We start from the raw sequence: 23,139 nt of genomic DNA, 5'->3' as shown, positions 1-23,139 counted from the left end.
AGGTATCTCTGTCGAATGGGGTATGCGCATGAACATTTTTTTAAGTTACGTTTTGCTTGGTTTTTCTTTGGCGGCGCCTATCGGTCCGGTTAATGCGGCGCAGCTTGAGAAGGGCATCAAACATGGCTTCTGGCACGCTTGGCTGATCGGTCTTGGCGCGATGGCCGCGGACGCGGTATTTATGCTGCTCATTTATTTCGGATTGGCTCATTTCCTGGAAACGCCGTTTGCCAAAACATTTTTGTGGCTGTTCGGCGGGTTTATTCTTATTTATACAGGCGTAGAAAGCTTCAAAAAAAACGATAGGTTATCCTTATCGGAGCAGCGTTCCAATGAATCGCATGCAAAATCCTTTTACGCCGGTTTTCTTATGACCTTTTCCAATCCGGTCAGCATTTTATTCTGGCTTGGCATTTACGGCTCGATTTTGGCTACGACCGCCCAGAGGTACGGCACGTTGGAATTGCTGCTATACAGCTCGGGCATATTTATCGGACTCATGCTGTGGGATGTCGCCATGGCTTCCATCTCCAGCGTATTCCAAAAGTTTCTGCATGAAGGCGTGCTTGTGTTTATTTCGCGAGCGGCGGGCGTTTGCTTGCTGGGCTTCGGCTTCTATTTTGAGTGGCAAGCGATCCAGGCCTTATTTTTCTGATTCGGCCCATTGTTTGCGCATAAAAAAGGTGACGATGCCGATGGCGCTAATGAATCCCAGACTAATAAAAAAACCGGGTCTGGTTGATCCGTCAAACCATGTACCGACTACCGCGGCAAGCAATAATGCAATTGCGATATAGCTTTGCGCGCGTTCCCACGCATTCGGCTTCAAAAGCTTGTACGAAGCGAACAAGATATAGAGCCACGTGTATAACAACATAAGTCCGCCGGCCGTTGTAATAAATTCGTATACACGATTGGGAAGCAGCAAAGCAACCGTGATGGATACCGCCATTCCCCCTAACGTCAACAGGAGAGAGCCGTAGGGGAATTTTCGTTTGCGGGTTTTTTTGGAAAAAAACTTCGGCGCATCGCCTTCGTCCGCTATCATCGACATCACGAGAGTAACGGAATAGAGGGATGCGACGAGGCCCGAAAATCCGGCGATGATCAGGACACCGTTGAAAATATGGACGAGCACTTCATAATGCAGATCCTTTAATGCCGTTACGAAGGGGCTTTCTTGCGTGGTGATTTGATCAATGGGCGTTACAAAGAGCACCAGTCCGATGGAAACAACAAAAAGGAACGTAATGATGGCAATCATCAAACGCCCCGATTTCGGCGCCTCTTTGGGTTCTTTTAATTCCGCTGCCATAATACCCATCACTTCAATGCCCGAAAAGCAGAAGAAAACGTAAATCAAGCTTGTCCAAACGCCCATCGCACCGCCTTTGAAGATGCCTTGAAACGAATTTGGCGCATGCGTATGCGCATTCTCCGAACCCAGAAAACCGGGAATGACGAGGCAGGCCAATAGGATAAACATTACGATTGCCGCTACTTTGACAATAGCCAGCACATTGACGGTTTTCTCGAACCAAGCCGTACCGAGCAAGACAACTCCGACTCCTAATACGGCATAACCGCTGGTTAGCATCCACAGCGGGAGATTCGGAAACCAGAATCGCGTGAATAAACCGATGGCGGTCAATTGGCTTCCGAGAATAAGCATCTCGGAGGACCAGTATACCCAGCCGTGACTGAAGCCCGCCCAATGTCCGAATGCTTGCTTGGAATACGTTCGAAACGACCCTTTTTCGGAGTGCAGGGCTATCATTTTCGCCAGTGCCTGAAATACGATAAAGGTACCGACGGCTGCAAGCAAAAAGTTGAGAATGACGGAGAAGCCGCCTTTTTCAATGGCCAAGCTGGAGCCCAGCAGAAATCCTGTTCCCGTGGTTGTCCCCAAACCGAACAAGGCCAATTGCCACCAGGACATATTGCCTTGTTTGTCGTCTGACTTCGATGCGTGACGCTTCGATGCGGAATCGCTCATGGACATGGGCTCCTCGATTGACTTAATGGGCGGGCTACATTATTTTAACAAACTGGACTCGTTGTTATTCCAAGTCGTTTCAAGTCGTCTCAAAAGCATGATTTTTGAGACGATTTTTTTTATGGGATTTTTCATTTTTTATTTGGACTGCTCATTTTCGTTTTTATGGATATGTATATCCAATCCATCGACTGATATACTGGCATGGTATTCTACGAGGAGGGGATCGTATGTTTAAAGTTCTGGTCACAGATCCTATAAGCGATTTTGGATTACAGCAATTGATAGGCGCTGAAGATGTAGCGCTGTCCCAAATTACAGGACTTTGCGAAGAGGAGCTTATATCCATTATTTCTTCCTATGATGCGCTGCTGGTTCGTTCTCAAACCAAAGTTACCCGCCGCGTCATGGAGGCTGGAAGTCGTTTAAAAGTAATAGCCAGAGCAGGTGTAGGAGTAGACAATATTGATTTGGAAGCCGCCACAAGCAGGGGAATTATTGTGGTTAATGCGCCTGACGGCAATACGGTTACGACATGCGAGCATACTTTTGCGATGATGATGGCACTGGCAAGACATATTCCGCAAGCTTATGCCAAAACAATTGCCGGCCATTGGGATCGCAAATCATTTCTCGGCGTCGAATTACGAAATAAGGTGCTCGGCGTGCTGGGGCTTGGCCGCATTGGCATAGAATTGTCCAAACGCGCTGCGGCGTTTGGAATGGATATTGTTGGTTATGATCCATATCTATCAAAAGAGAGAGCAGACAAATTGGGCATCAAACTTTTGACAATGGACGAAATCATCAGGACTGCAGATTTTTTGTCCGTACATACGCCATTAACAAAAGAGACGCATCATTTGATTGCCAGACCTCAGTTTAATGTTATGAAGCGGGGGATGAGAATTGTTAACTGCGCTCGCGGAGGCATTATTGACGAAGTTTCGCTTATGGAGGCGCTGGACAAGGGAATTGTTGCCGGCGCTGCTTTCGATGTATTTGAAAATGAGCCTCCAGTGGCAGAACACCCCTTCTTAAAACATCCCAAAATCATTGTTACTCCGCATTTGGGCGCGTCTACCTTGGAAGCTCAAGAGAATGTAGCTCTAGATGTGTCCGAGCAAGTTATTCATATATTGCGAAATGAACCGTTTAAAAATGCGGTCAATATGCCCGTTGTTCCAAAAGAACTTCTGAACAAATTGCAACCCTGCTTCGCATTGTGCGAGCAACTTGGAAAATCACTGGCCCAGATGACCGACGGAGCGGTGCGTGAAGTTGCGGTAGAATGCGAAGGGAACCTTGCCGATCTGGATACATCGCTGCTGATTCCCTATGTGCTTAAGGGATTGCTTTCCCATCATCTCGGTTCGGAGCGGGTCAATGTCGTCAATGCCGTTCACTTGGCAAAATCGCGGGATATTCATTTGCTGGTACGAAAATCAGTCTTGGCCCAAAGTTCTACAAGCGAAATTACGATTCGATTAAAGACGACGATTGAGGAGAGATGGGTATCGGGTTCTGCTTTACCTGGCGCTCAGGGAAGGATTACTCGAATCGGGCCATATCCGGTCGACATTACTCCCGAAGGGTATGTTTTGTTAATTTCACAAAATGATAAACCGGGCATCATTGGACGCGTTGGAAATTTGCTAGGCAATAACGGTATTAATATCGCAACGATGCAAGTGGGTCGCAATGAAATAGGCGGTTCTGCGGTCATGATTCTAAAAATTGATAATAAGGCATCTGCAAATGTCATAGAAGCTTTGCTGGAAATTCCTGAAATCAAACGTGTACGAGAGATTATCTTTGACTGACGCGATTAAGGAGGGGGAAAACATGGATCAGTTTGTGGAGGAAAACCTAAAGACAATTAAGCAGGAGATGGAGTCGGCCTGCCGCGCTTCCGGTCGTCGCATAGAAGATGTGAAATTGTTATTGGCAACCAAAACCGTTCCGCTAGAAAAATTGAACAGAGCTATGCAGGCGGGAGAAACGTTATTTGGTGAAAATAAAGCGCAAGAACTGCGGGACAAGTTCCCGCTTATGCAGCAGCATCAACAGGTGGAATGGCATTTTATCGGACATTTGCAAACGAACAAAGTGAAGGATGTTGTGAAATATGTGACACTCATTCACTCTGTGGATCGTTTAAAGCTGGGGCTGGCCCTGCACCAACAGCTCACTAAAATGAACAAAACCATGGATATTCTAGTGCAAGTCAACACGTCTTATGAGGCTAGCAAATTCGGAGTCCCACCGGAAAAAGCGCAGAATTTGATCGAACAATTATCCCAATTCGAAACACTAAACATAAGGGGTTTGATGACAATTGGTAAATTAAATGCCACAAACGAAGAAACACGGCATTGTTTTCGATTGTTAAAAAACATTCAAGCGCAAATGGAAGAGAAAAAATATCCCGGCGTAAAATTGGACATTCTCTCGATGGGGATGTCCGGTGATTTCAAAGCGGCTATTGAAGAAGGAGCCACCATTATCCGGATAGGGACAAGTGTATTTGGCCAACGCTACTTGCCGGATCGATATTACTGGAACGAAAACAAACGCGGGAATGATTAGGAAAAACTGGCAAGGATACTTATTGTAACAGTATCCTTGCCAGACGCTCAATACCTTGCTCGATGGCGGCTTCATCTACTTTAGCAAATCCAAGCACCCATCCTTTACGGTCGCTTTCGATACAATATTTGCTTAGCGGGTAGATACGAATGCCCTCTTTATACGCCAATTTTGTCACTGCTTTTTCGTCAAACGAACGAGCAGCCTCAAGAAGCATATGCAAACCGGTCTCGACGCCGCTTAGCGTAAAGCGTTCGCTCAACCCAGCCGCGGCAATGGCCTTCGTCATGGCTTCATGCCTGCGTCTATACACATTTCGCACTCGCCTCATATGGCGCATAAAATGACCTTGTTCAATAAAATGTGCAAGCGTTAATTGTTCCATAATGGGAAGATGGCGATAAGTCAATTCATGGACCTGGGTAAGCCGATCAATGGCTTTATGTGGCCCGATAATGGCTGAGATCCGAATTCCCGGTGCGACCATCTTGGAAAAACTCATCATGTACAATGTATTTTGAGGCCGCTGACTAAACAAGGTAGGAAGCGGGTCCCCGCGATAACGAAATTCGCTGTCGTAATCATCTTCTACAATCCAAAACTGAGATTGAGCAGCCATCTGTACTAATTGTTGTCGGCGTGGTTCTGACAAAATGACACCTACCGCACACTGATGGGATGGTGTAACAAACACAAGCTTGGTTTGCGGGTCAATCTCGTCAACGCAAAGGCCAAATTCATCAACTGGCGCGGGTGTAACATGCATTTTCCGATAACGCATCGCCATCCATGCAGCGGGGAATCCTGGATCTTCAACGGTGACGGCATCCCCTTCTTGCAAAAGGGCTTGGGCAATCAAATCGATGCTATGCTGAGCGCCAGATGTCAATAGAATTTGATCGACGTGAACATGAATGCCTCGTTCAAATGACAGGTATCGTTGAATCTGTTCCCGCAGGGGCAGATAACCTTTGGCATCGCCGTAAGCCCAAATATTCAAATCAGTTCCTGTTGAAGCTTGTAAATAGGACTGTCTCCAATTCCTTTGAAATTGTTCATCTAAATAAGGCTCATGGGGACTGAAATCAATTTCGGGATTAACCCTTTCTTTATTGCCAAACCAACTATGTAAATGGCCTATGGAAACATGAAGGAATGGCAAATCTGGTAGATCGGGTCCTTTGATTTCCCCATCCTCTAATGGAGATACGGCACGGATCCGCTGATTAACTCTTGTTCCTCCCCTACGGGAAGTTACTGTGTATCCACGGCTGAATAACTCTTCGTAAACAATCTGAACAGTAGAACGGGAAACGCCAAGCTGTAACGCGAACTCGCGAGAGGGGAGCAGCAATTCGCCTGGTTTCCATTTTCCGGTCGTTATATGATGGATCGCTTGATCCAGAAGCTGCTGCCAGATGGGACGGGCATCTTCACGGTCTACTTTTAGTATTGTTTTCACCACCAAAGTTTTGGTTGATATATTATCATAGCAATCCTTTGTTTTGCAACTCTATATATAAACAGACCCACTCAAAAAATCTCCCTCCTCTAAACTTCCGAACGGACGAAAGTGAGCGTAGAGGAGGGAGATGAATCGAGTAGTTCGCTACCCTATTCTTTAGAATTTTTCCGGAAACTGTTTGACAATACCCTCTGTGAGCATATTGGCCAGTTTAATCATATGTATTTCATTTTTATCTGTTACTGCAATATTGGCTTTCCAGTCCCCTTTGAGATAACTCAGCACCATTTCCGTAATGTATTGGAGATGCGTGTACAGCATGTCCTGAAGCTCTTTAAACGACCAATTTGGATTTGCGGAACTTAAAAACTTTGCTATTTCATCCGCATTTTTATGCCAAGCAGCCTCTAACTTCTTCACGTCAGCCTGATTGTTAGCTTTAGCAGCAGTAATTATTTTTCCTGCGATAAGAATATGTTCCCGAAGAAGCTCGGCCAATTTATTGCCAGCAGCGTCACCGTAATAAGGCTTAATAAGATCGCCTATGTCTTGTTGGTTCCGCAGGAGCCGTTCCAAAACAGCCGATTGATCTTTTAGATTCGATATTGCGCTGACAATGTAACTTCTCGTCCAGATTGTATGGTTGATCCAAGCTTTCTGCATATCGCTCGTCAGTCTCATGATCTCCGGGCTAATGCATTCCGTTTTCTTTTCCTCACTTGCATGAACAGAACTTAATACCGGCGTTACAGTGAAAACAAGCGCAGTGCTCAACACTAAAGCAACAATCCGTCTTAATATCATGATTATGGGCTCCTTTCACGTTTTTACTATTATGTGACTGGAAACCCAATTTATACAGATGGATTTAGCGTTCTGATCCACTTATCCCACTGTATTCCTGATTTTAATCAGCTCGTTAATAAAGTGATCAAGCTGTCGTTGCGTTGATCCGCCATCCAGAAGATTACGACTACGATTTTGGCCTTGAAAATCTTGCTCTAATGCATCTAACGCCAATCCGGCTGCAAGAGCGGCAATCCCATCGCCTAATGTGGCTATGGAGGCCCCTAAAAATGCAAGCCGGGCGATTTCGATATCACGCAGTACCTTTTCGGTGTCCAAATAAATCCCCTCCCGATTCACGCTTATTTAATGTATGTGCGCTAAGCCCGGAGTGACACTTTGATGAGGGGGATTTAGGTAGCAGACACTCGTTAATGCTTACTTGTACAACTTACTTCGCTTATCCACTCTAACGATTGAGCAAACGTAGCATTTATGATTTTTTCCTTTAACCTGCTGCACATTTTCGCAATAGACGCATCTCATCACGGATTCACCTCCGAGGATATTGTATCCAGTGGAGGTACCTGGCTATTCCGCAAATCGATAATCGTATGCGGCAATATCCATCGTCTTTTTAGATGTTCCCTTTTTTTAATGATTATCCGATTACGGTACACCTCTACCGCCAAGCTTTCGCTTTTATCGACTTTGTTCTTATCCCGAAGAACATTTCTGACGGAACCGCTCTTAATCATGTGAATATGCCCGTTACTCACTGGTTCAGGCTGTTCGAGATCCTGATGAGTATGTCCCGAGAACAGGAATACTTGCCTCTTCACATTGTCCAGTATGTTAAATAATCCTTCATCGCTTGCAGATATCGTGTTCTCTATGGGCTGATGCAAAAAAACAAAAGTAGGAATCATCTCATTGTCTTGATGAGAGGGCTTGTCTCGAAGACGTTCCTCTAACCACCGTAATTGCTCCTTGCTCAAATAAGCAGACTCCCCAACGGATTTGTCTACATCCCTGTATCGCTCGCCGCTTAAAAATATAAAATGGCAGCCGTTTAGCCAAGTGTCATGGAACACTTGATTGTATTTAAAGTGCGATAAAAATAGTTTTTTGGCTTTTTCGCTGGACCAACTTGGGTTAAGTTTTTTTCCAAAATGGCGACGGTCCCAAAGCTGATAATAATCATGATTGCCCATCGTAGCAAAAAGGTTTGGATGCGGGACTCTCCGCAACAGATCCTTCAACTTCCGATAATCATGATCGAAACCATCCGTCAAGTCTCCATTAAGGATGAGCAGCGAACTTTGCGGACTAATGGACTTGTGGTCCTCAAGTGAACGGAGAAACAGCTGATGCGATTGGCGATCAAATGATTGGATATGAATATCGCTTAATACGGCAAAGGAAAATAAAAAATCCTGATTTGTTGCCGAAGTGGATTCCTCTGGAACAAGCACAAAGAAGAGGATAATTAAGCAAACCATTATAATTCTCAAGTAATCACACATCCGATCATTATTTCTTTAGCTGAATAGCCATTTCATGTTGTCACCATACTAAACCCCAAGGTTCGATTTTCACTTGTAGCTTTACCAATTAGGCTCAATCCATCCCATTCTTCCATAAGGAGAATAAAACATGTGCTATAACAAGTTGTACAAAAAAATGCTCCCCTATTTTCTTATTATTGCTGTATCCGTATTGATTTTTACATATCAGCCCAGTACGTCGCATGCTGATAAACCGGAAATACAAATATCCGTTAAATCGTCGCCTGATGCCCAATATTCGTCTAGTCGCAAGCTGTCTTGCGTCTTGCTAAATAGTACAAAGGACTACGAAAAAAAATATGCTTTTCAGGCCACTGACGTTACTCTTCATGCGAGCTGCCATGGGGAAAATATGGATTTCATATTGGATACCTCGGGAAATCTCCATGAGAGCAACGGAAAAATGGTCGAGCTTAAACCAAAAGCTCGTACTGAACTGCTTAATCAAGCCCGGTTGCTTCGAAGCCAACATTATGGCGAACCTCTTCGCTGGAGTGAAGTAAATGAGCTGCTGCCTCGCCTGGCAAAATTTACGGTTATCGATCTTGAAACAGGGCTGAGGTTCCAAGGTCAACGGAGAGCGGGAAGTAGTCATGCCGATGTCCAACCTCTGACGAAATCAGATTCGGAAACGATGAAAAAAATCTATGGAGGAAAATGGAGTTGGAGCCGGAGGGCGATCCTCGTACAATCGAATGGTCGATCATTTGCGGCGTCAATGAACGGGATGCCTCACGGAGGCGACGGTATTCCAGACAATGATTTCAAGGGCCATTTTTGCATTCATTTTATTGGAAGCACAACACATTCCAAAAACAATGTCGACTTAGGTCATCAAATAATGGCAAACAAGGCTTCAGGAACTTTAAGTGCATTGATGATGAGATTGACCCCTTATCAAATCATTGATGCGTATTTTCTTGCCGGCCATTATCGGGATCAAGGACTGATGTCTGCGCTCATGCCGGTCTCAAGCACTAATGTAACCCCTATTTTTTCAGGAGATAAAATAGTTAAACATCGTATCTTAGAGCCGGCCCCCGATCACGTATCTGAGCTTGCAGTAGATATTCCCGTCGAGAGTTGTGAAGTTCATTCGGGAACTTGCATAAATAAATCAACAAAAGTATTCCACCTTAGAAGACTCACCTTTGTGGATGCCTGGCAGATCGAAAACATCTCACAACAGTAGTTCTTTCCGATACTCCCTCGGTGAAATGCCCGTTTTTTTTCGGAACAGCTTATTGAAAAAAGTAATGTCCTGGTAGCCGACGGAAGAAGCGATGTCGGCTACTTTGCGATCGGTTGAACGGAGCAGGCGGCATGCTTCGTCGATCCGGACCGATTGGACATAATCGATAAACGTCATGCCGGTTCGACTCTTGAATTTTCGATGGAATTGTCGCTCCCCAAGTCCAGACAGCTCAGCCGCTTCTATTAATGTAAGGGGAGAATGGAAGCGGTTATGGATAAAATGGAGCGCCGCCTCCATATTTGATAAACCGGCTTGCTGCGTAGTTGCAGACTGCCCGTCCTGGTAACTATGCAGAAACAGAAGCAGCTCGATGACGGCCAAGTGCAGTCCGGTGTTCCAGCCTGGACGCCTCGTTGTGTAGATATCGTACAGCTTCAGAAACAACCTACGGAATTCACCGAACGCATCGCGGTATTGTCTCCAATCGGGTTCATCGAGCAGTGTCGCAAGCGCAACTCCTCCCGGGAAGCTCAGCAGCAGAAGGCGAATCGATTCTTGCGCCATCACGCAGTTGTAGACGATGAGTGGACGGCTGATTGATGTGGTAGCAGGACGAAATACATGGGAGACCCCGACTGGTATCAGAAATATATCTCCTTGATGGACTTGCAACGTCTGATCACCGATATAATGAGTGCCGGAACCTTCGGCGACATAGCTGATTTCAATAAAGTCATGTCGATGTTCGATTTTGTAAAAAGATTCAACCGCCCTGTTCACGAATATGGGAACTTCGGGTCGAAAATAGTTGTCGCCTTGAGATAAGTCGATTGTGCGTTGAATAGTCATCGTGATCACTCCATATTTCGAATGTAAAATGTCCGAAATGTCCTGTATAAAAGTCAGTATAACCCGAAATTTCAAGTGCAACGTCATCTTATAATGAAAAAAACGGATAGGCAAGTGTCCATCAGTGTATATTTCGTAAATAAAGATCGGAGTGAGACGTTTGCATCAGCTACATGTTTTGAAAAAGCAATTTGATAACCCGCCGACAGAATTTAGCCCGCTTCCGTTCTGGTTCTGGAATGACGAGCTGTCAGCAGAGGGGATCATCGGACAAATTCACGACTTCCATGCGAAGGAAGTGGACGGTTTCGTTATTCATCCACGGATGGGGCTGCCAAGATCGATGCCTTATCTGTCGGAGCCTTATATGGAGCTTGTCGAATTGGCGGTGACCGAAGCGGATAAGCTGGGTATGAAGGTTATTCTTTATGACGAAGGCATGTATCCTTCCGGCTCTGCCTGCGGGATGGTCGTAAAAGAGAACTCGGATTACGCCAGCCGGGGTCTGCAAGTAACGGAATGCGCTTGCAAGGGGAGCGGAGAACCTGTTGTAATCCCGATTGAACTGCTGCCGGAGCAAAATCTGGTTTCTGCGCTTGCGGTTCGCAAACTTTCCGGGGCGGAGATTGATGCGAGCAGCACGATTGTCCTTCATGCCGAACAGGACAACATCCGGTTTACCCCTCCTGCCGCAGGGAACTGGTCGGTTTTATTATTTATCGAGACTCCTTCCAAGGGAACCATTCGGGGCGTTCATCCTGGCAAGGATGACGGCGAGTCCGACGCTCCTTTGGCCGCTGACTTATTAAATCCCGATGCGGTCCAGACCTTTATCAGGTTGACGCATGAAGCCTATTACAAGAGGCTGAGTCGCTATTTCGGAAACACGGTTATGGCCATGTTTACGGATGAGCCGAATTTGCTCGGGCGTTGCCATGCGAAGGGGTTAAAGCCCTGGACGCGGGGGTTCCTTTATGAATATCTGGAGAGCGGGAGCCGGGAACAGGATCTGGCGGTGCTTTGGTTCGATGCCGGAGAGACGACGACAGAGATCCGCGAAGCTTACGAGACGGTTATCCGCAATCGGCTGGCCCGGACGTATTATAAAGCGTTGGCCGATTGGTGCGAAGCCCATGGCATAGGGCTGACCGGTCACCCGGCGGCGAGCAACGATATCGGACTGTTGGAACATTTCCATATTCCCGGACAAGATGTGGTCTGGCGCTATATTGCGCCGGAAGCAGGCAAAGCAGTGACAGGCACGCATAGTACCATGGGCAAATGTTCGTCGGATTCGGCGCGCCATCGTGGCAAACGAAGGAATTTAAATGAAACCTTCGGCGTCTGCGGCATCGAAGGCGGTTGGTCGCTCAGCGCCGATAATATGAAGTGGTATTTGGATTGGTTGTTCGTCAGAGGCGTCAATCTGATCGTTCCGCATGCGTTCTATTACTCCATTCGCGGGGAACGCAGGGATGAGCGGCCGCCGGATGTAGGACCAAATAATATTTGGTGGCAGGATTATGCCCAATTTGCGAGATATATCAAGCGGATGAGCTGGCTGATGACCGATGGGCGAAACGGAGCGGAAACGGCAGTAATCGCCGGTTCTGCCGAGCTGCCTTGGAGAATCGTCAAGCCGCTGTTCGAAGAACAAGTCGAGTTTAATTATTTGGAAGAAAGCTTGCTAGGCAGCGCGATCGAATGTAAGGATGGGGTATTATCGATTGCTGGTTACCGTTACAAGGCGGTTTTGGTGGAGGATGGCAAGCGGCTGACGCCGGACAGTTGGCGGATTCTGCAAACCTTTGCCGAACAAGGCGGATTGGTCATTGAGCTTGCCGATGATGTTCAAACAACGAAGGGCATCGGTCAGGTTCGGGTAAAGCACGAGGATGAAATACCGGCGCTTCTGATACGTACGCTCGGTCAAGATACCCGTCTTGAGCCTGCGTCTGCTTCTATTCGCATCAGTCGGATTACGAAAGACGGCATCCTGTTCTATGTTATCGTTAATGAAGGCGAAGCTGGTTACGAAGGAACGCTTGAGATAAGTCACTCCGGATATACGGAATGTTGGTTGCCGTGGACAGGTGCAGTTCAACAGACAAAAGTCGAACAGGCTGCGGAAGGCCAGAAGCTGCATGTAAGCCTCGAGCGTCGGGAATGTCTGATTATCGCCGTAGATCCGAATATGGAGCAGGGCGAAATGAAGGATGAACCTGGAGAAGTTGAGGTTAACGAGTTGTCAGCCGATTGGCGAGTGGTGGAAGGTCCGGTGAGCGGGGAAATTCCGGCTCTCTCTTCTTGGACGGAATGGGATGGCTTAAAACATTACTCCGGCACGGTTACGTATGAGAGAAGCTTCGAGCTTGACGATCCATGCGCTTGGTCCGGCGCCAAACTTGATCTTGGCGAGGCTCATGAACTGGCACGGCTATGGGTCAACGGTCGGGAAGCGGGAGTGCGCATGTGGAATCCTTATGTGTTCGACATTGGAGCCTACCTAAAGCCAGGGACGAACGTGTTAAAGGTGGCGGTTACGAACAGCTTGGCCAACCTTTACGATGGCAAGTCATATACATCCGGACTAATTGGGCCGGTGCGGCTTAACGGCGAGCGGAGGAACGATATTTAACAAGGAGCATTCCATTCGGCGCGAGCATCAAACAGTCCCCATCTTGAAAAACTAGATGAGGGCTGTTTGCCGTCCTTAACAACAGGGCAATAAGGTTGTTCCTATTGCGCAGGGGGTTGTTAGTGTCGAGTCCATTTCTTGCGGTATTGATGCGGCGTAATCCCCATATGGGATTTGAACAATTTGCAGAAGTAAGAGCTGTTCGTAAGTCCGATCTCCTCGGCGATGAGAGAGACGGGCTTATTCGTCGTGATCAGCAGCAGCACGGACTGATGGACTCTCCGGGTCGCCATGTATTCCGAGATGTTGATGCCCGTAGCCTCCTTAAACAAGTGGGACAGATAAAACGGAGACAGGTGCAGCGCCCGAGCCATGCGGTCCAGGGAATACGGTTCCGAATAATGGGTTTCGACCCAGTTCAGGATATGCTCCACCTGATAGTTTTTGCGGCGCGTCCGGTAGGCCGGGGCATGCTCATTCAACTGCTCCCACTCTTGTTTAAGCCAGCGATATAAAGGGATCAGGAAAAGAGAGCTTTCTTCGTGCCTGTCCGTATCCCTCTGCGTGTGCAATTGATTATGCATGTTTCTGAACAGACCGTCGAGCAGATCGGCATCATGAAACTCGTATATGCACGGGGAAGGCAGCTTCTCCAAATGAATATATCGATAGAAGGAATGCAGCCGCGGCCATTTCTCGAAATAAGCTTCGAACATGGTCGGTTCGAAAATAGCCAACGACCGTTCGAAGCATTGGCCATCCGTATAATCGAGCGTTAAATGATGGAGCTGGTTCGGCTGAAAGATACAAAGCATGCCCGACTTGATGTCGTAGCTGTTATTGTCTACGATCATCGTTCCTCTTCCCTGATGGATATACAATATCTCTACGCCCAGATGGGAATGGAAGGTTTCCAAATGCTCGTTATTCACGCTCTTGCGTCTGTAGGCAAAATATAACGGCTCCTCGCTAAAATTGCTTGTCGACATTGGCAAGAGACCCACCCTTTCCGTCCAGAAATAAACGATCAGCTCTACCTTCAATATAGCAAGTCGTCCAATCTGGTTCAAGCCGGACCATGAGTAAAAACCGCAATCTAGCGTCATTTTTCCAACTATGCCATATCACAATTGGGCGTCCGGCTACGTTAAGATACTCGTAGGATATCAATTCCCAGGAGGACAGAGCCATGATCAAAGTAGCCATTATCGGCGCAGGAGCGATATCGTCCGCTCATATCGAAGGATATTTGCAATTCAAGGAGCGTTGTCGGATCGTCGCCTTGTGCGACCTGTATCCCGAGAAAGCGGAAGCGAAGCGGGAGCAATACGGCTTGGATGCCAAAGTCGTAAAGGATTATAAGGAATTGCTAGGGGACGGGATCGACCTGGTATCCGTGTGCATGCCTCCGTTCGTGCACGCCCCCGTTACGATCGACTTCCTGAACGCGGGCAGCCATGTCATCGTGGAGAAACCGATGGCGGCTTCCCTTGAAGAATGCGACGCGATGATCGCGGCGGCCGAACGGAGCGGAAAAGTATTGTCCGTTATCGCTCAGAACCGGTTCAGAAATCCCGTCATGAAGCTCAAGAGCGTGCTGGACAGCGGCTTGGCCGGAAATATTCTACATGCCCAGGTCGACTCGTTCTGGTGGCGGGGTCACTGCTATTACGACTTATGGTGGCGCGGCACTTGGGAGAAGGAAGGCGGCGGACCTACGCTGAACCATGCGGTACATCATATGGACGCCATGTTGTGGATGCTGGGACAGCCAAGCGAGATCCAGGCCATTATGAGCAACGTCGCGCATGACAATGCGGAGGTGGAGGATCTCTCCATCGCGATGCTCCGGTATCCGAACGGATCGCTCGGTCAGATTACGAGCTCCGTCGTGCATCATGGCGAAGAACAGCAATTTATATTCCAGGGGCAGAACGCGCGGATCTCGGCGCCATGGAAGGTAACGGCGTCGGTATCGAGGCCGAACGGCTTCCCCGAACGAAACGAGGAGCTGGAGGAGCAGATCCAGGATCTATATAACAAGCTGCCGGACCTCCCCTATGAGGGGCATACCGCGCAGATTGACAACGTGCTTGGCGCACTCGAGACCGGAACGCCGGTATTGATAGACGGAGCTAGCGGCCGCAGTACGCTCGAGCTCATCATGAGCATCTACAAATCGGCGAGCACGGGCATCAAGGTTCAGCTCCCCCTGCAGCCGGACGATCCCTTTTACACGCAGGAAGGCGTCAAGGCGAACGTGCCTTACTTCTACCAAAAGGGCGAGAGCGTCGAGAACTTCTCGGATCAGAGCATTACGACGGGCAGCTTTGCCGACAAAAAATAAAGCGGGGGTTATAAAAAGATGCAGAAGCATGACGGCATGAATTACGCGCCGTAAGGAAAACCGAATCCGGTCGTAAAGCCGGGCGAATTTATCATCGCCGCCTTTGGGCTCAATCACGGCCATATCTAAGGCATGGTTAATGGTCTGATTGGGGACAATGGCGCCTGCCTGAAAGCTCAGCAGCTAGCGATTCGAATTACGAAATAAGTAGTTATTTCCTTCGCAAAACGGTTGAAATTCTAACAGACATCAGCGACGCTATTTGCCCGTTTTTGTCCTAAAACAATTCCTAACAGACAGGAAAGACGTTATTTGCTCGGAATCAAGCCAATTCGAGTTCGGATGATGCGAATAATGTCGTGTATGTCCGTTAGATTTTAGAAACATCATCAAATCAAAGAATAGCGACGCTCCTGTCCGTTAAAAGTTAAAAAACCGACTGTGAACTGCACAGCCGGTTTTGTCTACTTTTATATAAGCCAACCATCGGATCTATCTGCCAAATCTTGAACTGAGTTCATAAACAATCCGGCATGATAACCATCACAAACAGAGTGATGGACTTGAAGAGATAGAGGTAAATATATTGAATTACCTTTATTTATGAATTTCCCCGCAGTAATAATGGGCAGAAGATACTTGCTGTTATTATTAATATTTAGGTTAAATCCAGTAAACGAAGTCCATGGGATAATAGAAATAGAAAAAGTGTTTTCAGGTATAGGTGTCTTGGGAAACAATTTCCCTGAACCATTATAAATTCCGACATCCTCAAGGTAAGAGTCATAAAATTTTTTGAAGTCATTAGTTCCAGTAGTCCAAATACCAGAAAATGTTTCAGATGCACGATCAAAAATTGTATATAGCGGGTCTAACTTATCCCAAAAACCTAAATCTCCATCACGACTATAACCAGTCCTAAAAGCCGTATTTGAGTTTACCACACTTGTCACTAAAAAAATAAATGCAGGATAAAATTTATATTTTTTTTGTTTTAAATTTTGGTATAGGACACTAATATCAATTTCCGTGGTAATGCTAAAAGTCGTATGTTGGTTCAAATAATGATTAAATATCTCTTTTCTCTTCCAATTGTTTAAATCAATTTTATTAAACTTCATTTGATTGGCCTCCTAAATTTTTGTCTAAAGCGGATTTAGGAGGCCAACTCGTCTGCTTTCTTCATTAGAATCAATCCTTCTTAAAGAGTCGAATATTATTGTATCATATAAAACAATTTTAAAAACAATCCACTACTGACCATTAAAACAAAACACTTGGCAAATGCATTCGATTTCGTTATAATACTGAATATATTTTCAGTGTTATTTGTCAATCGGGGAAAGGCGGTTCGCCTATGAATAAGAAAAAGCAGCAAACCGAGCAGACCAAGAAAAGGATCGCCGATGCGTCCAAAGCGTTATTCGCGCAAAAGGGCTTTAAGGCGACGTCGATAGAGGATATCGTAAAAGCGACCGGATGCAGCGCGGGCAATATTTATTATCATTTTAAGAGCAAGGAAGGTCTCTTCTTTCATTTGCTGGATGATTGGAACAGGGAGTGGGAAGACAATTGGCTTGCTCGGGAATCGATGTATGCGTCCACGATTGACAAGTTGTATGGGATAGCTGAGCATTCGGCTCTTGATCATTTAAACCATCCGCTTAGCAAAGCGGTCGATGAATTTTTTTTCAACGCGGATAATGATCCGGTGATTGAGGAGCGCATTAATGACATGGTTGGAGGTTATATTGAATTTAACCGGCAGCTGCTTCAGCAGGGAATCGACAACGGCGAGCTGGAGATGGCTGACGTAACGGGGATCGCCACGATTTTGGATATTCTCATGTACGGATTAAATCAACATACCCGAAAGATGGGACATGAGGAAGCGCTGGCGGCATACCGGCTGGCTATGGACGTATTTTTGCATGGCATTGCCAAGCGGCCGCGCTAGGCTCTTTTTTTGAATTAATTTAGAATAAATATTCAGTAATATTAGCAACATGACAACTGGAGGAAACTGCGATGGCATTACTGGTCAAAAAACGGGGAGCTTTGCTCATCCTGATGCTTAATTTATTTCTAGCTTTTACGGGTATCGGTCTTGTCATACCGATTATGCCTAAATTTATGGAGAGCTTGGGCATAACAGGCGGAATCGTCGGGCTGCTCGTGGCCGCCTTTTCGTTAACCCAACTGCTTTTCTCGCCGCTGGCCGGACGTTTTGCCGATAAATTCGGCAGAAAACGTATGATCGTGATCGGCATGTTGGTTTTTGCGCTGTCGGAGGTGTTGTTCGGATTCGCGCATTCTCCTGCCTTGCTCTTTGTTTCCAGGCTGCTTGGGGGAATTAGCGCGGCCATGATCATGCCGGCCGTCATTGCTTATGCGGCTGACATTACGACCAAAGAAGAACGCGCGACAGGAATGGGTTATATTAACGCGGCGATTACGACCGGATTTATTATTGGACCAGGTATTGGTGGTTATATTGCGGAGTTTGGTATTCGCGTTCCTTTCTATTCTGCGGGGGTGGCCGGAGTTATAGCGGCGATTCTCACCTTTTTTGTTTTGCAGGAATCAGTGCCTGCCAAGTCAGCCGAAGACGAATCTGGCGTTCCGTCCGCCGACAAGGCGCATGGAAGTCTGCTGACTCAGCTAAGGTATTCCTACCGGGAGCCTTACTTTTTGAGCTTAATTATCGTATTTGTTATGTCCTTTGGATTGGCCAATTTCGAGACGGTGTTCGGCTTGTTCGTTGACCATAAGTTTGGTTTAGAACCAAGCGACATCGCGTTTATCATTACGTTCGGCTCCATCGCCGGCGCCGTCGTGCAGGTAACGGCCTTCGGCTGGATTCTCAGAAGGTTCGGCGAACAAAACGTCATCTCGGTTTGTCTTCTTTTCGCCGGAATCTTTATTTTCCTGACGCTGTTCGTTCATCGCTTCTGGATGATATTTGCCGTGACGTTTATTATCTTCCTGGCAATCGATATCCTGCGGCCGGCCATCAGCACGCAGATGTCCATGGTGGCCAAGGATCAGCAAGGATACGTGGCCGGTCTTAATTCGGCCTTTACGAGTCTCGGCAACATTGTTGGACCTATCGTGGCGGGATTTTTGTTCGATCTGGACATCAACTTTCCGTACGCAATGGCTTGCTTGATCCTGTTGGTCTGTTTCGGAATGACGCTGAGCGCGAGAAAGCGCGGATTGCAAAAGGTTAAATCGGTTTCGTAGGGCAGATACTGGGGAGTAGAAGGGCAGGGGGCATGTCGATTGAGACATGTCCCCTGCCCTTTTGTAGTTTGATCCTAACGCAGCGCCAACTCATATTCGATTTCCCGACTCACATTATAGTTAAACCTTAAAGCTCGTATTATAAGCTTTTTTTCAAATGATACAGTATTGTTAAAGGATTAGAAGGGCTAACATTAGAACTTGCGCCAATGTTGTACAATTGTTATAGATGCGTTAAGGGAACCTATCTTTAAATATTGAAGGAGGATCGTGCCGGCATGGTAATCGTTACGAACGAAGAGAAGTCGGAGTCCATAAAATCGTTGCAATCAACGATAAGAAAACTCGAGAGCGCCTTGTCCCAGATGACGCAAAGCGGGGCGAATACGGCCTTGGTCCAAAAGCGACTCCGCGCAGTCGGCATCGGTCTCGCTGTGCTTGAAAACCTCTGGCATCAAAAACCTCATTCTTACACCCCCGATGAATTGAATGAAGCTCGCGAAGCGCTCGTCGGTCTAACTCCGTCTGTCGAAAACAGCTACGCAAAGTCTAAGGCAGGCAGTCCGCAGAAGACGCTGCTGACAAGGAGATTAAAGGCGCTGGAACTCGCGGTTCAGGCGATGGACGACCTTTCCGCTAAGTAAATTCCGCTAAATACGCGACATGGCAATGTACATAAGGCGTCGCGAATCGCCGATGCGAGTCTAACCGCGATACGCTATCGATTTCTATGGGTTCTTGACCGTTCAGCATTGCTGAACGATCAAGAGCTTTTTTAGTTGGACGAGGAACGAAATATATAGTCTTATGGCAGCCGGTCAGGGAGCGGCTGCTTTTGTTTTGCCAATCACATCAGGGTACAGGACGTTAAGTGATATACCCATCCTCCAAACGACTAACCAATGCGACAGGAAGCCTTGTCCCATATAGCAATTTCCCAGTATTGGCGCGGCGCGAGGAATTGTTCATGCGCTAGAGAAACCATCGATTGTGGAATCGCTGTCAGCGGGGGTACGATAGCCGTACTTAAGCAAAGGAGGGTCGCAAATATGGCAGAATGGGTTGGCCCCACGCAGTCAGGCTCCTCAGACGCAACCCCTCGTCATGCAGGGAAGCATGCAGCTCCGAAGAACCGAATTCTCGGTAATATGAGGAAGCACTGGATTCTGTATCTGATGATCCTGCCGGGCATCTTGTATTACGTCGTGTTCAAGTATGTGCCGCTTGCGGGAAGCGTCATCGCGTTTCAGGACTTTCAAATCTTTAAGGGCATCGGGGGCAGCGAGTGGGTCGGACTTAAGAACTTTAAGTATATCTTCTCGTATCAGGACTTCTACACCGTGCTCCGCAATACGGCGGTCATCGCGCTCTACCAGCTGCTCTTCGGCTTCCCGGCGCCTATCATTCTCGCCTTGTTGTTCAACGAAGTGAGGCTGATGATGGCCAAAAGGTTCGTGCAAAGCCTGTTTTATTTGCCCCACTTTTTGTCGTGGGTCGTTGTCGGCGGCATCGTGTTCGAGCTTCTGTCGAGCCAAGGCGTCATTAACGCGCTGAGGGAATGGCTCGGCCTTGAGCCCATTCTATTCATGCAGGAGCAGAAATACTTCCGTTCCATCGTCGTTCTATCCGCCATCTGGAAGGATGTCGGTTGGGGAACGATCGTGTATTTGGCTGCAATCGCGGGGATCAATCCGAATCTATATGAGGCGGCCGTTATGGACGGCGCGAATCGCTGGAAGCAGACGGTACACATTACATTGCCAACCATGTTCCCGACGATCCTGGTTTTGTTCCTGCTCAATATCGGCAATTTTCTTGAGCTTGGCTTCGACCAAATCTACAATTTACTTACGCCGATGACGTATTCGGTCGGGGATATCATCGAAACGTACGTATACCGGGCCGGGGTCTTGCAAGGCCAATATAGCGTAACGACCACGATCGGTTTATTCCAGTCAATCATCGGCTTTATTTTGTTATGGATCTTTAATCGGATGGCTCGAAAAACGGAACAGGGGTTGTGGTGATGAAGCTAACCAGAGGCGACAAAACATTTCAGTTGTTCAACTACTTATTTCTGTTTGCCGCTGCGGCCACCATGCTCATGCCGCTATTGCAGCTGCTGGCGGTTTCCTTCAGCTCTCCGATCGCTGCGGATTCCAAGCAAGTATTCCTGCTTCCGGTCGAATTTACGACGGCGTCCTGGAAGCATGTCCTGCAGAACGCGGGGTTATGGAAGTCCTTTGGCATCACCGTGTATATTACGATCGTGGGCACCGTACTTAGCATGTTATTCTCCGTGCTGACGGCCTATCCGCTGGCGCATAAGGATTTTCTGCTGAAAAGGCCGATTATGCTGGGCATTATCATTACGATGATCTTTAACGCGCCGATGATTCCGTTCTTTTTGACCGTGCGCGAGCTCGGCATGATGAATTCCTTGTGGGCGCTCATCTTGCCGGGCATTATCGGGACGTTCAACATGATCATTATTCGGACTTTTTTTATGGGGCTCCCCAAGGAGTTGGACGATTCGGCCCGAATTGACGGGTGCAGCGACGCGGGCATCTTATTCCGAATCTATCTGCCTCTGTCAAAGCCCGTGCTGGCTACGGTAAGCTTGTTTTATGCGGTAGGCTACTGGAATACGTTCTCGCGGGCCGTATTGTTCATACGGGATCCCGAGAAGTGGCCGCTTCAGATGAAGCTCAGAGCTTATCTGACTTCGCCGGAAGAGCTTGCCGCCGTCAATATGTTTTTGGGAGACTACGATTTCAACACGACGACGCTTAAAGCGGCTACCATTCTGTTCGCAACGATTCCGATCGTATTGGTCTACCCGTATTTGCAGAAGTATTTCGTCAAAGGCGCCATGTTAGGTTCATTGAAGGAATAAGAGCTGAATTTTTGTTTTTCACCAAAAAAGGGAGGTATGACAAAGATGAACAGAAGGTTTGGAAAGTCGACGAAAACGGCGGCTATGGCGGCCGTGCTCGCCGTATCGCTAGTGGCTGGCTGTTCGAATGCCGGCAATGCGCCGAAGAACACGGGAACAAACGGCGATGGGGAAAAGGCGGTTACGGTTAAGGTGTTTAAAAGTCATATGGGAGTCGGGACGATCCCGGACGCGAACAACGAGCATGTGAAGTACGTGCAGGAAAAGACGGGCGTCATCTACGAGATGATGACGACTCCGCCGGGCTCCGAGCCGACCGAATACTTGAATCTGATGATCGCGTCCGACGAGTTGCCCGACATTCTGCGTCCGATCGGAGGCATCGAGCAGACGTTGATCAAGCAGGGCGGCGCGCTGCCGCTGGAGGAGCTATTGCCCGAATATGCGCCTAACGTATGGAAGAACATTCCGCAGGAAGCCTGGGACGTCGTACGTTCGGCATCGCCGGACGGACATATCTACTACGTGCCCAAAGTGTTTCTCGTCCCCGAGCGCGCGCCGATGATCCGTCAGGATTGGCTGGATAAGGTGGGGCTGTCGATGCCGGCCACGCTGGATGAATATAAGGATGTGCTGCGAGCCTTCCGAGATAATGATCCGAACGGCAACGGCAAGGCCGATGAATTGCCGACCTCCGGCCGGGAGTTCGGCAAGTGGATGGACCACCTGTTCGGCATGTTCGGCGTTGCCATGTGGGAAGGCGTGCCCGAATGGGACATCTACGAAGGGGAGATCGGCTACGCTGGCGTATCCGACAACATGAAGGCCGCCATTACTTTTATTCGCGAATTGTACGAAGAGAAGCTGCTGGACAACGAGACGTTCCTGAACAAAGGCGATGTATGGACGGCCAAAATCAACAATAATCTGGTCGGCAGCTGGTATCACTTGCCCGCCAACCTGAGAGACCGCTACACGGCGATGCTGCAAGGTGCGCCCGATGCGTATGTCAAGGGTATGCCGATGCCGGAAGTCGAAGGCTACGATGGTTTCGTCACGATGAAGAGCATGGGAGAGCCGGAGTGGGTCATTCCCGCCGGCGCCGAAGCGAAGGCTCCCGATGCGCTCAAGCTGCTGGACTTCTTCTATGACAATAACAACGACGAGTTTGTTCGTTTCGGCATCGAAGGGATGCAGCATGAGGTCGTCGACGGCAAGAAGACGCTTCTGCCGCCGGAGGACAGCCGCCCGATCGCACTTGGCATGCGCAACCTGACGACGGAAGAGGATATGGCGACACGAATAAAGGAAACGATCCCGGAGGATATGCAGCAGATGGTGACGGACGTCTTCGAGGTGAGCAAGGCCGACGCGCGCCGCATTGCCGGAGACGGATTGCCGAACACCGTATACGAGGGTTATCCGGATATTCAGTCGCACAAGCTGTTCCAGGAGTATCTGACCAAGATCGTGATCGGGGAGTGGCCGATCGATAAGTTCGACGAGTTCGTCGAACGCTGGAACAAGGCTGGCGGCGACAAGGTTACGGAGCGGGTAAGGGAATGGT

The 23,139-nt window shown here is 47.9% G+C and carries 19 protein-coding genes and 2 pseudogenes; 13 read left to right on the top strand and 8 right to left on the bottom strand.

Going from position 1 to position 23,139, the window contains the following annotated elements:
* Window positions 1–28: 28 nt before the first annotated feature.
* Window positions 29–655 carry a LysE family transporter gene (locus PAT3040_RS32915; protein ID WP_108996075.1) on the top strand — a complete coding sequence of 209 codons (627 nt, stop codon included), beginning with the start codon at window positions 29–31 and terminating at the stop codon, window positions 653–655.
* Here the strand turns inward: PAT3040_RS32915 and PAT3040_RS32910 are convergent.
* Window positions 644–1,996, bottom strand: coding sequence for an amino acid permease (locus PAT3040_RS32910; RefSeq protein ID WP_108995993.1), 1,353 nt, complete (start codon window positions 1,994–1,996; stop codon window positions 644–646). The genes PAT3040_RS32915 and PAT3040_RS32910 overlap by 12 nt on opposite strands.
* Before the next feature lie 230 nt (window positions 1,997–2,226).
* On the opposite strand from PAT3040_RS32910, the gene serA reads away from it, so the two are divergent.
* Together serA and PAT3040_RS32900 are read left to right on the top strand one after the other, a co-directional pair.
* Window positions 2,227–3,819, top strand: coding sequence for a phosphoglycerate dehydrogenase (serA, locus tag PAT3040_RS32905; protein WP_108995992.1), 1,593 nt, complete (start codon window positions 2,227–2,229; stop codon window positions 3,817–3,819).
* A 22-nt stretch (window positions 3,820–3,841) separates the two neighbouring features.
* Window positions 3,842–4,585, top strand: a complete 744-nt coding sequence (locus tag PAT3040_RS32900; protein WP_108995991.1) for a YggS family pyridoxal phosphate-dependent enzyme — start codon at window positions 3,842–3,844, stop codon at window positions 4,583–4,585.
* A gap of 19 nt (window positions 4,586–4,604) precedes the next feature.
* Here PAT3040_RS32900 and pdxR read toward each other — a convergent pair whose 3' ends face one another.
* The 4 genes from pdxR to PAT3040_RS32880 form a co-directional block, all read right to left on the bottom strand.
* A complete protein-coding gene (gene pdxR / locus PAT3040_RS32895) occupies window positions 4,605–6,038 on the bottom strand; it encodes a MocR-like pyridoxine biosynthesis transcription factor PdxR (protein ID WP_108996074.1) in 1,434 nt (477 codons plus the stop codon).
* A gap of 168 nt (window positions 6,039–6,206) precedes the next feature.
* Window positions 6,207–6,854 carry a glycosyltransferase gene (locus PAT3040_RS32890; protein WP_108995990.1) on the bottom strand — a complete coding sequence of 216 codons (648 nt, stop codon included), beginning with the start codon at window positions 6,852–6,854 and terminating at the stop codon, window positions 6,207–6,209.
* A gap of 81 nt (window positions 6,855–6,935) precedes the next feature.
* Window positions 6,936–7,175: a translation initiation factor 2 gene (locus tag PAT3040_RS32885; RefSeq protein WP_256975478.1), complete on the bottom strand. Its 240-nt coding sequence runs from the start codon at window positions 7,173–7,175 to the stop codon at window positions 6,936–6,938.
* A gap of 206 nt (window positions 7,176–7,381) precedes the next feature.
* Complete coding sequence (locus PAT3040_RS32880) at window positions 7,382–8,350, bottom strand: metallophosphoesterase family protein (RefSeq protein ID WP_181376989.1); 969 nt, start codon at window positions 8,348–8,350, stop codon at window positions 7,382–7,384.
* Between the two features lie 142 nt (window positions 8,351–8,492).
* On the opposite strand from PAT3040_RS32880, the gene PAT3040_RS32875 reads away from it, so the two are divergent.
* The gene (locus tag PAT3040_RS32875) at window positions 8,493–9,596 is read left to right on the top strand and encodes a hypothetical protein (protein ID WP_108995988.1); all 1,104 of its coding nucleotides are present in this window, start codon (window positions 8,493–8,495) and stop codon (window positions 9,594–9,596) included.
* On the opposite strand, the gene PAT3040_RS32870 is transcribed toward PAT3040_RS32875, so the two are convergent.
* Complete coding sequence (locus tag PAT3040_RS32870) at window positions 9,585–10,448, bottom strand: AraC family transcriptional regulator (RefSeq protein WP_181376988.1); 864 nt, start codon at window positions 10,446–10,448, stop codon at window positions 9,585–9,587. The two genes, PAT3040_RS32875 and PAT3040_RS32870, sit on opposite strands and share 12 nt — an antisense overlap.
* Window positions 10,449–10,599: 151 nt before the next feature.
* Here PAT3040_RS32870 and PAT3040_RS32865 point away from each other — a divergent pair, with 151 nt between their 5' ends.
* Window positions 10,600–13,086, top strand: coding sequence for a glycosylhydrolase-like jelly roll fold domain-containing protein (locus PAT3040_RS32865; RefSeq protein ID WP_373863996.1), 2,487 nt, complete (start codon window positions 10,600–10,602; stop codon window positions 13,084–13,086).
* 119 nt (window positions 13,087–13,205) lie between these two features.
* On the opposite strand, the gene PAT3040_RS32860 is transcribed toward PAT3040_RS32865, so the two are convergent.
* Window positions 13,206–14,075, bottom strand: a complete 870-nt coding sequence (locus PAT3040_RS32860; protein ID WP_108995985.1) for a helix-turn-helix transcriptional regulator — start codon at window positions 14,073–14,075, stop codon at window positions 13,206–13,208.
* 200 nt (window positions 14,076–14,275) lie between these two features.
* On the opposite strand from PAT3040_RS32860, the gene PAT3040_RS32855 reads away from it, so the two are divergent.
* Together PAT3040_RS32855 and PAT3040_RS39345 are read left to right on the top strand one after the other, a co-directional pair.
* Complete coding sequence (locus PAT3040_RS32855; protein WP_108995984.1) at window positions 14,276–15,433, top strand: Gfo/Idh/MocA family protein; 1,158 nt, start codon at window positions 14,276–14,278, stop codon at window positions 15,431–15,433.
* An 18-nt stretch (window positions 15,434–15,451) separates the two neighbouring features.
* Window positions 15,452–15,559 (top strand): annotated as a pseudogene (locus tag PAT3040_RS39345) (Gfo/Idh/MocA family protein); the annotation flags it as partial.
* Between the two features lie 263 nt (window positions 15,560–15,822).
* On the opposite strand, the pseudogene catA reads toward PAT3040_RS39345, so the two are convergent.
* A pseudogene (gene catA, locus PAT3040_RS32845) lies at window positions 15,823–16,554 on the bottom strand (type A chloramphenicol O-acetyltransferase).
* Between the two features lie 236 nt (window positions 16,555–16,790).
* On the opposite strand from catA, the gene PAT3040_RS32840 reads away from it, so the two are divergent.
* The 6 genes from PAT3040_RS32840 to PAT3040_RS32815 form a co-directional block, all read left to right on the top strand.
* A complete protein-coding gene (locus PAT3040_RS32840) occupies window positions 16,791–17,390 on the top strand; it encodes a TetR/AcrR family transcriptional regulator (RefSeq protein ID WP_108995982.1) in 600 nt (199 codons plus the stop codon).
* Between the two features lie 71 nt (window positions 17,391–17,461).
* A complete protein-coding gene (locus PAT3040_RS32835; RefSeq protein ID WP_108995981.1) occupies window positions 17,462–18,676 on the top strand; it encodes an MFS transporter in 1,215 nt (404 codons plus the stop codon).
* Between the two features lie 278 nt (window positions 18,677–18,954).
* Window positions 18,955–19,320 (top strand): hypothetical protein, encoded by a 366-nt coding sequence (locus PAT3040_RS32830; protein WP_108995980.1) that lies wholly within the window; start codon window positions 18,955–18,957, stop codon window positions 19,318–19,320.
* Window positions 19,321–19,824: 504 nt separating this feature from the next.
* Window positions 19,825–20,703, top strand: coding sequence for an ABC transporter permease (locus tag PAT3040_RS32825; protein ID WP_256975492.1), 879 nt, complete (start codon window positions 19,825–19,827; stop codon window positions 20,701–20,703).
* On the top strand, window positions 20,703–21,572 hold the full coding sequence (locus PAT3040_RS32820; RefSeq protein ID WP_108995979.1) for a carbohydrate ABC transporter permease: 870 nt from the start codon (window positions 20,703–20,705) through the stop codon (window positions 21,570–21,572). The genes PAT3040_RS32825 and PAT3040_RS32820 overlap by 1 nt, the downstream gene beginning before the upstream one ends.
* A 45-nt stretch (window positions 21,573–21,617) precedes the next feature.
* Window positions 21,618–23,139 (top strand): extracellular solute-binding protein (locus PAT3040_RS32815; RefSeq protein WP_108995978.1); only part of this gene is annotated, 1,522 nt, incomplete at its 3' end.

This window comes from Paenibacillus agaridevorans (assembly GCF_003112455.1).
Classification (GTDB): Bacteria; Bacillota; Bacilli; order Paenibacillales; family Paenibacillaceae; genus Pristimantibacillus; species Pristimantibacillus agaridevorans.
This window is presented reverse-complemented; position numbering and strand designations above follow the sequence as displayed.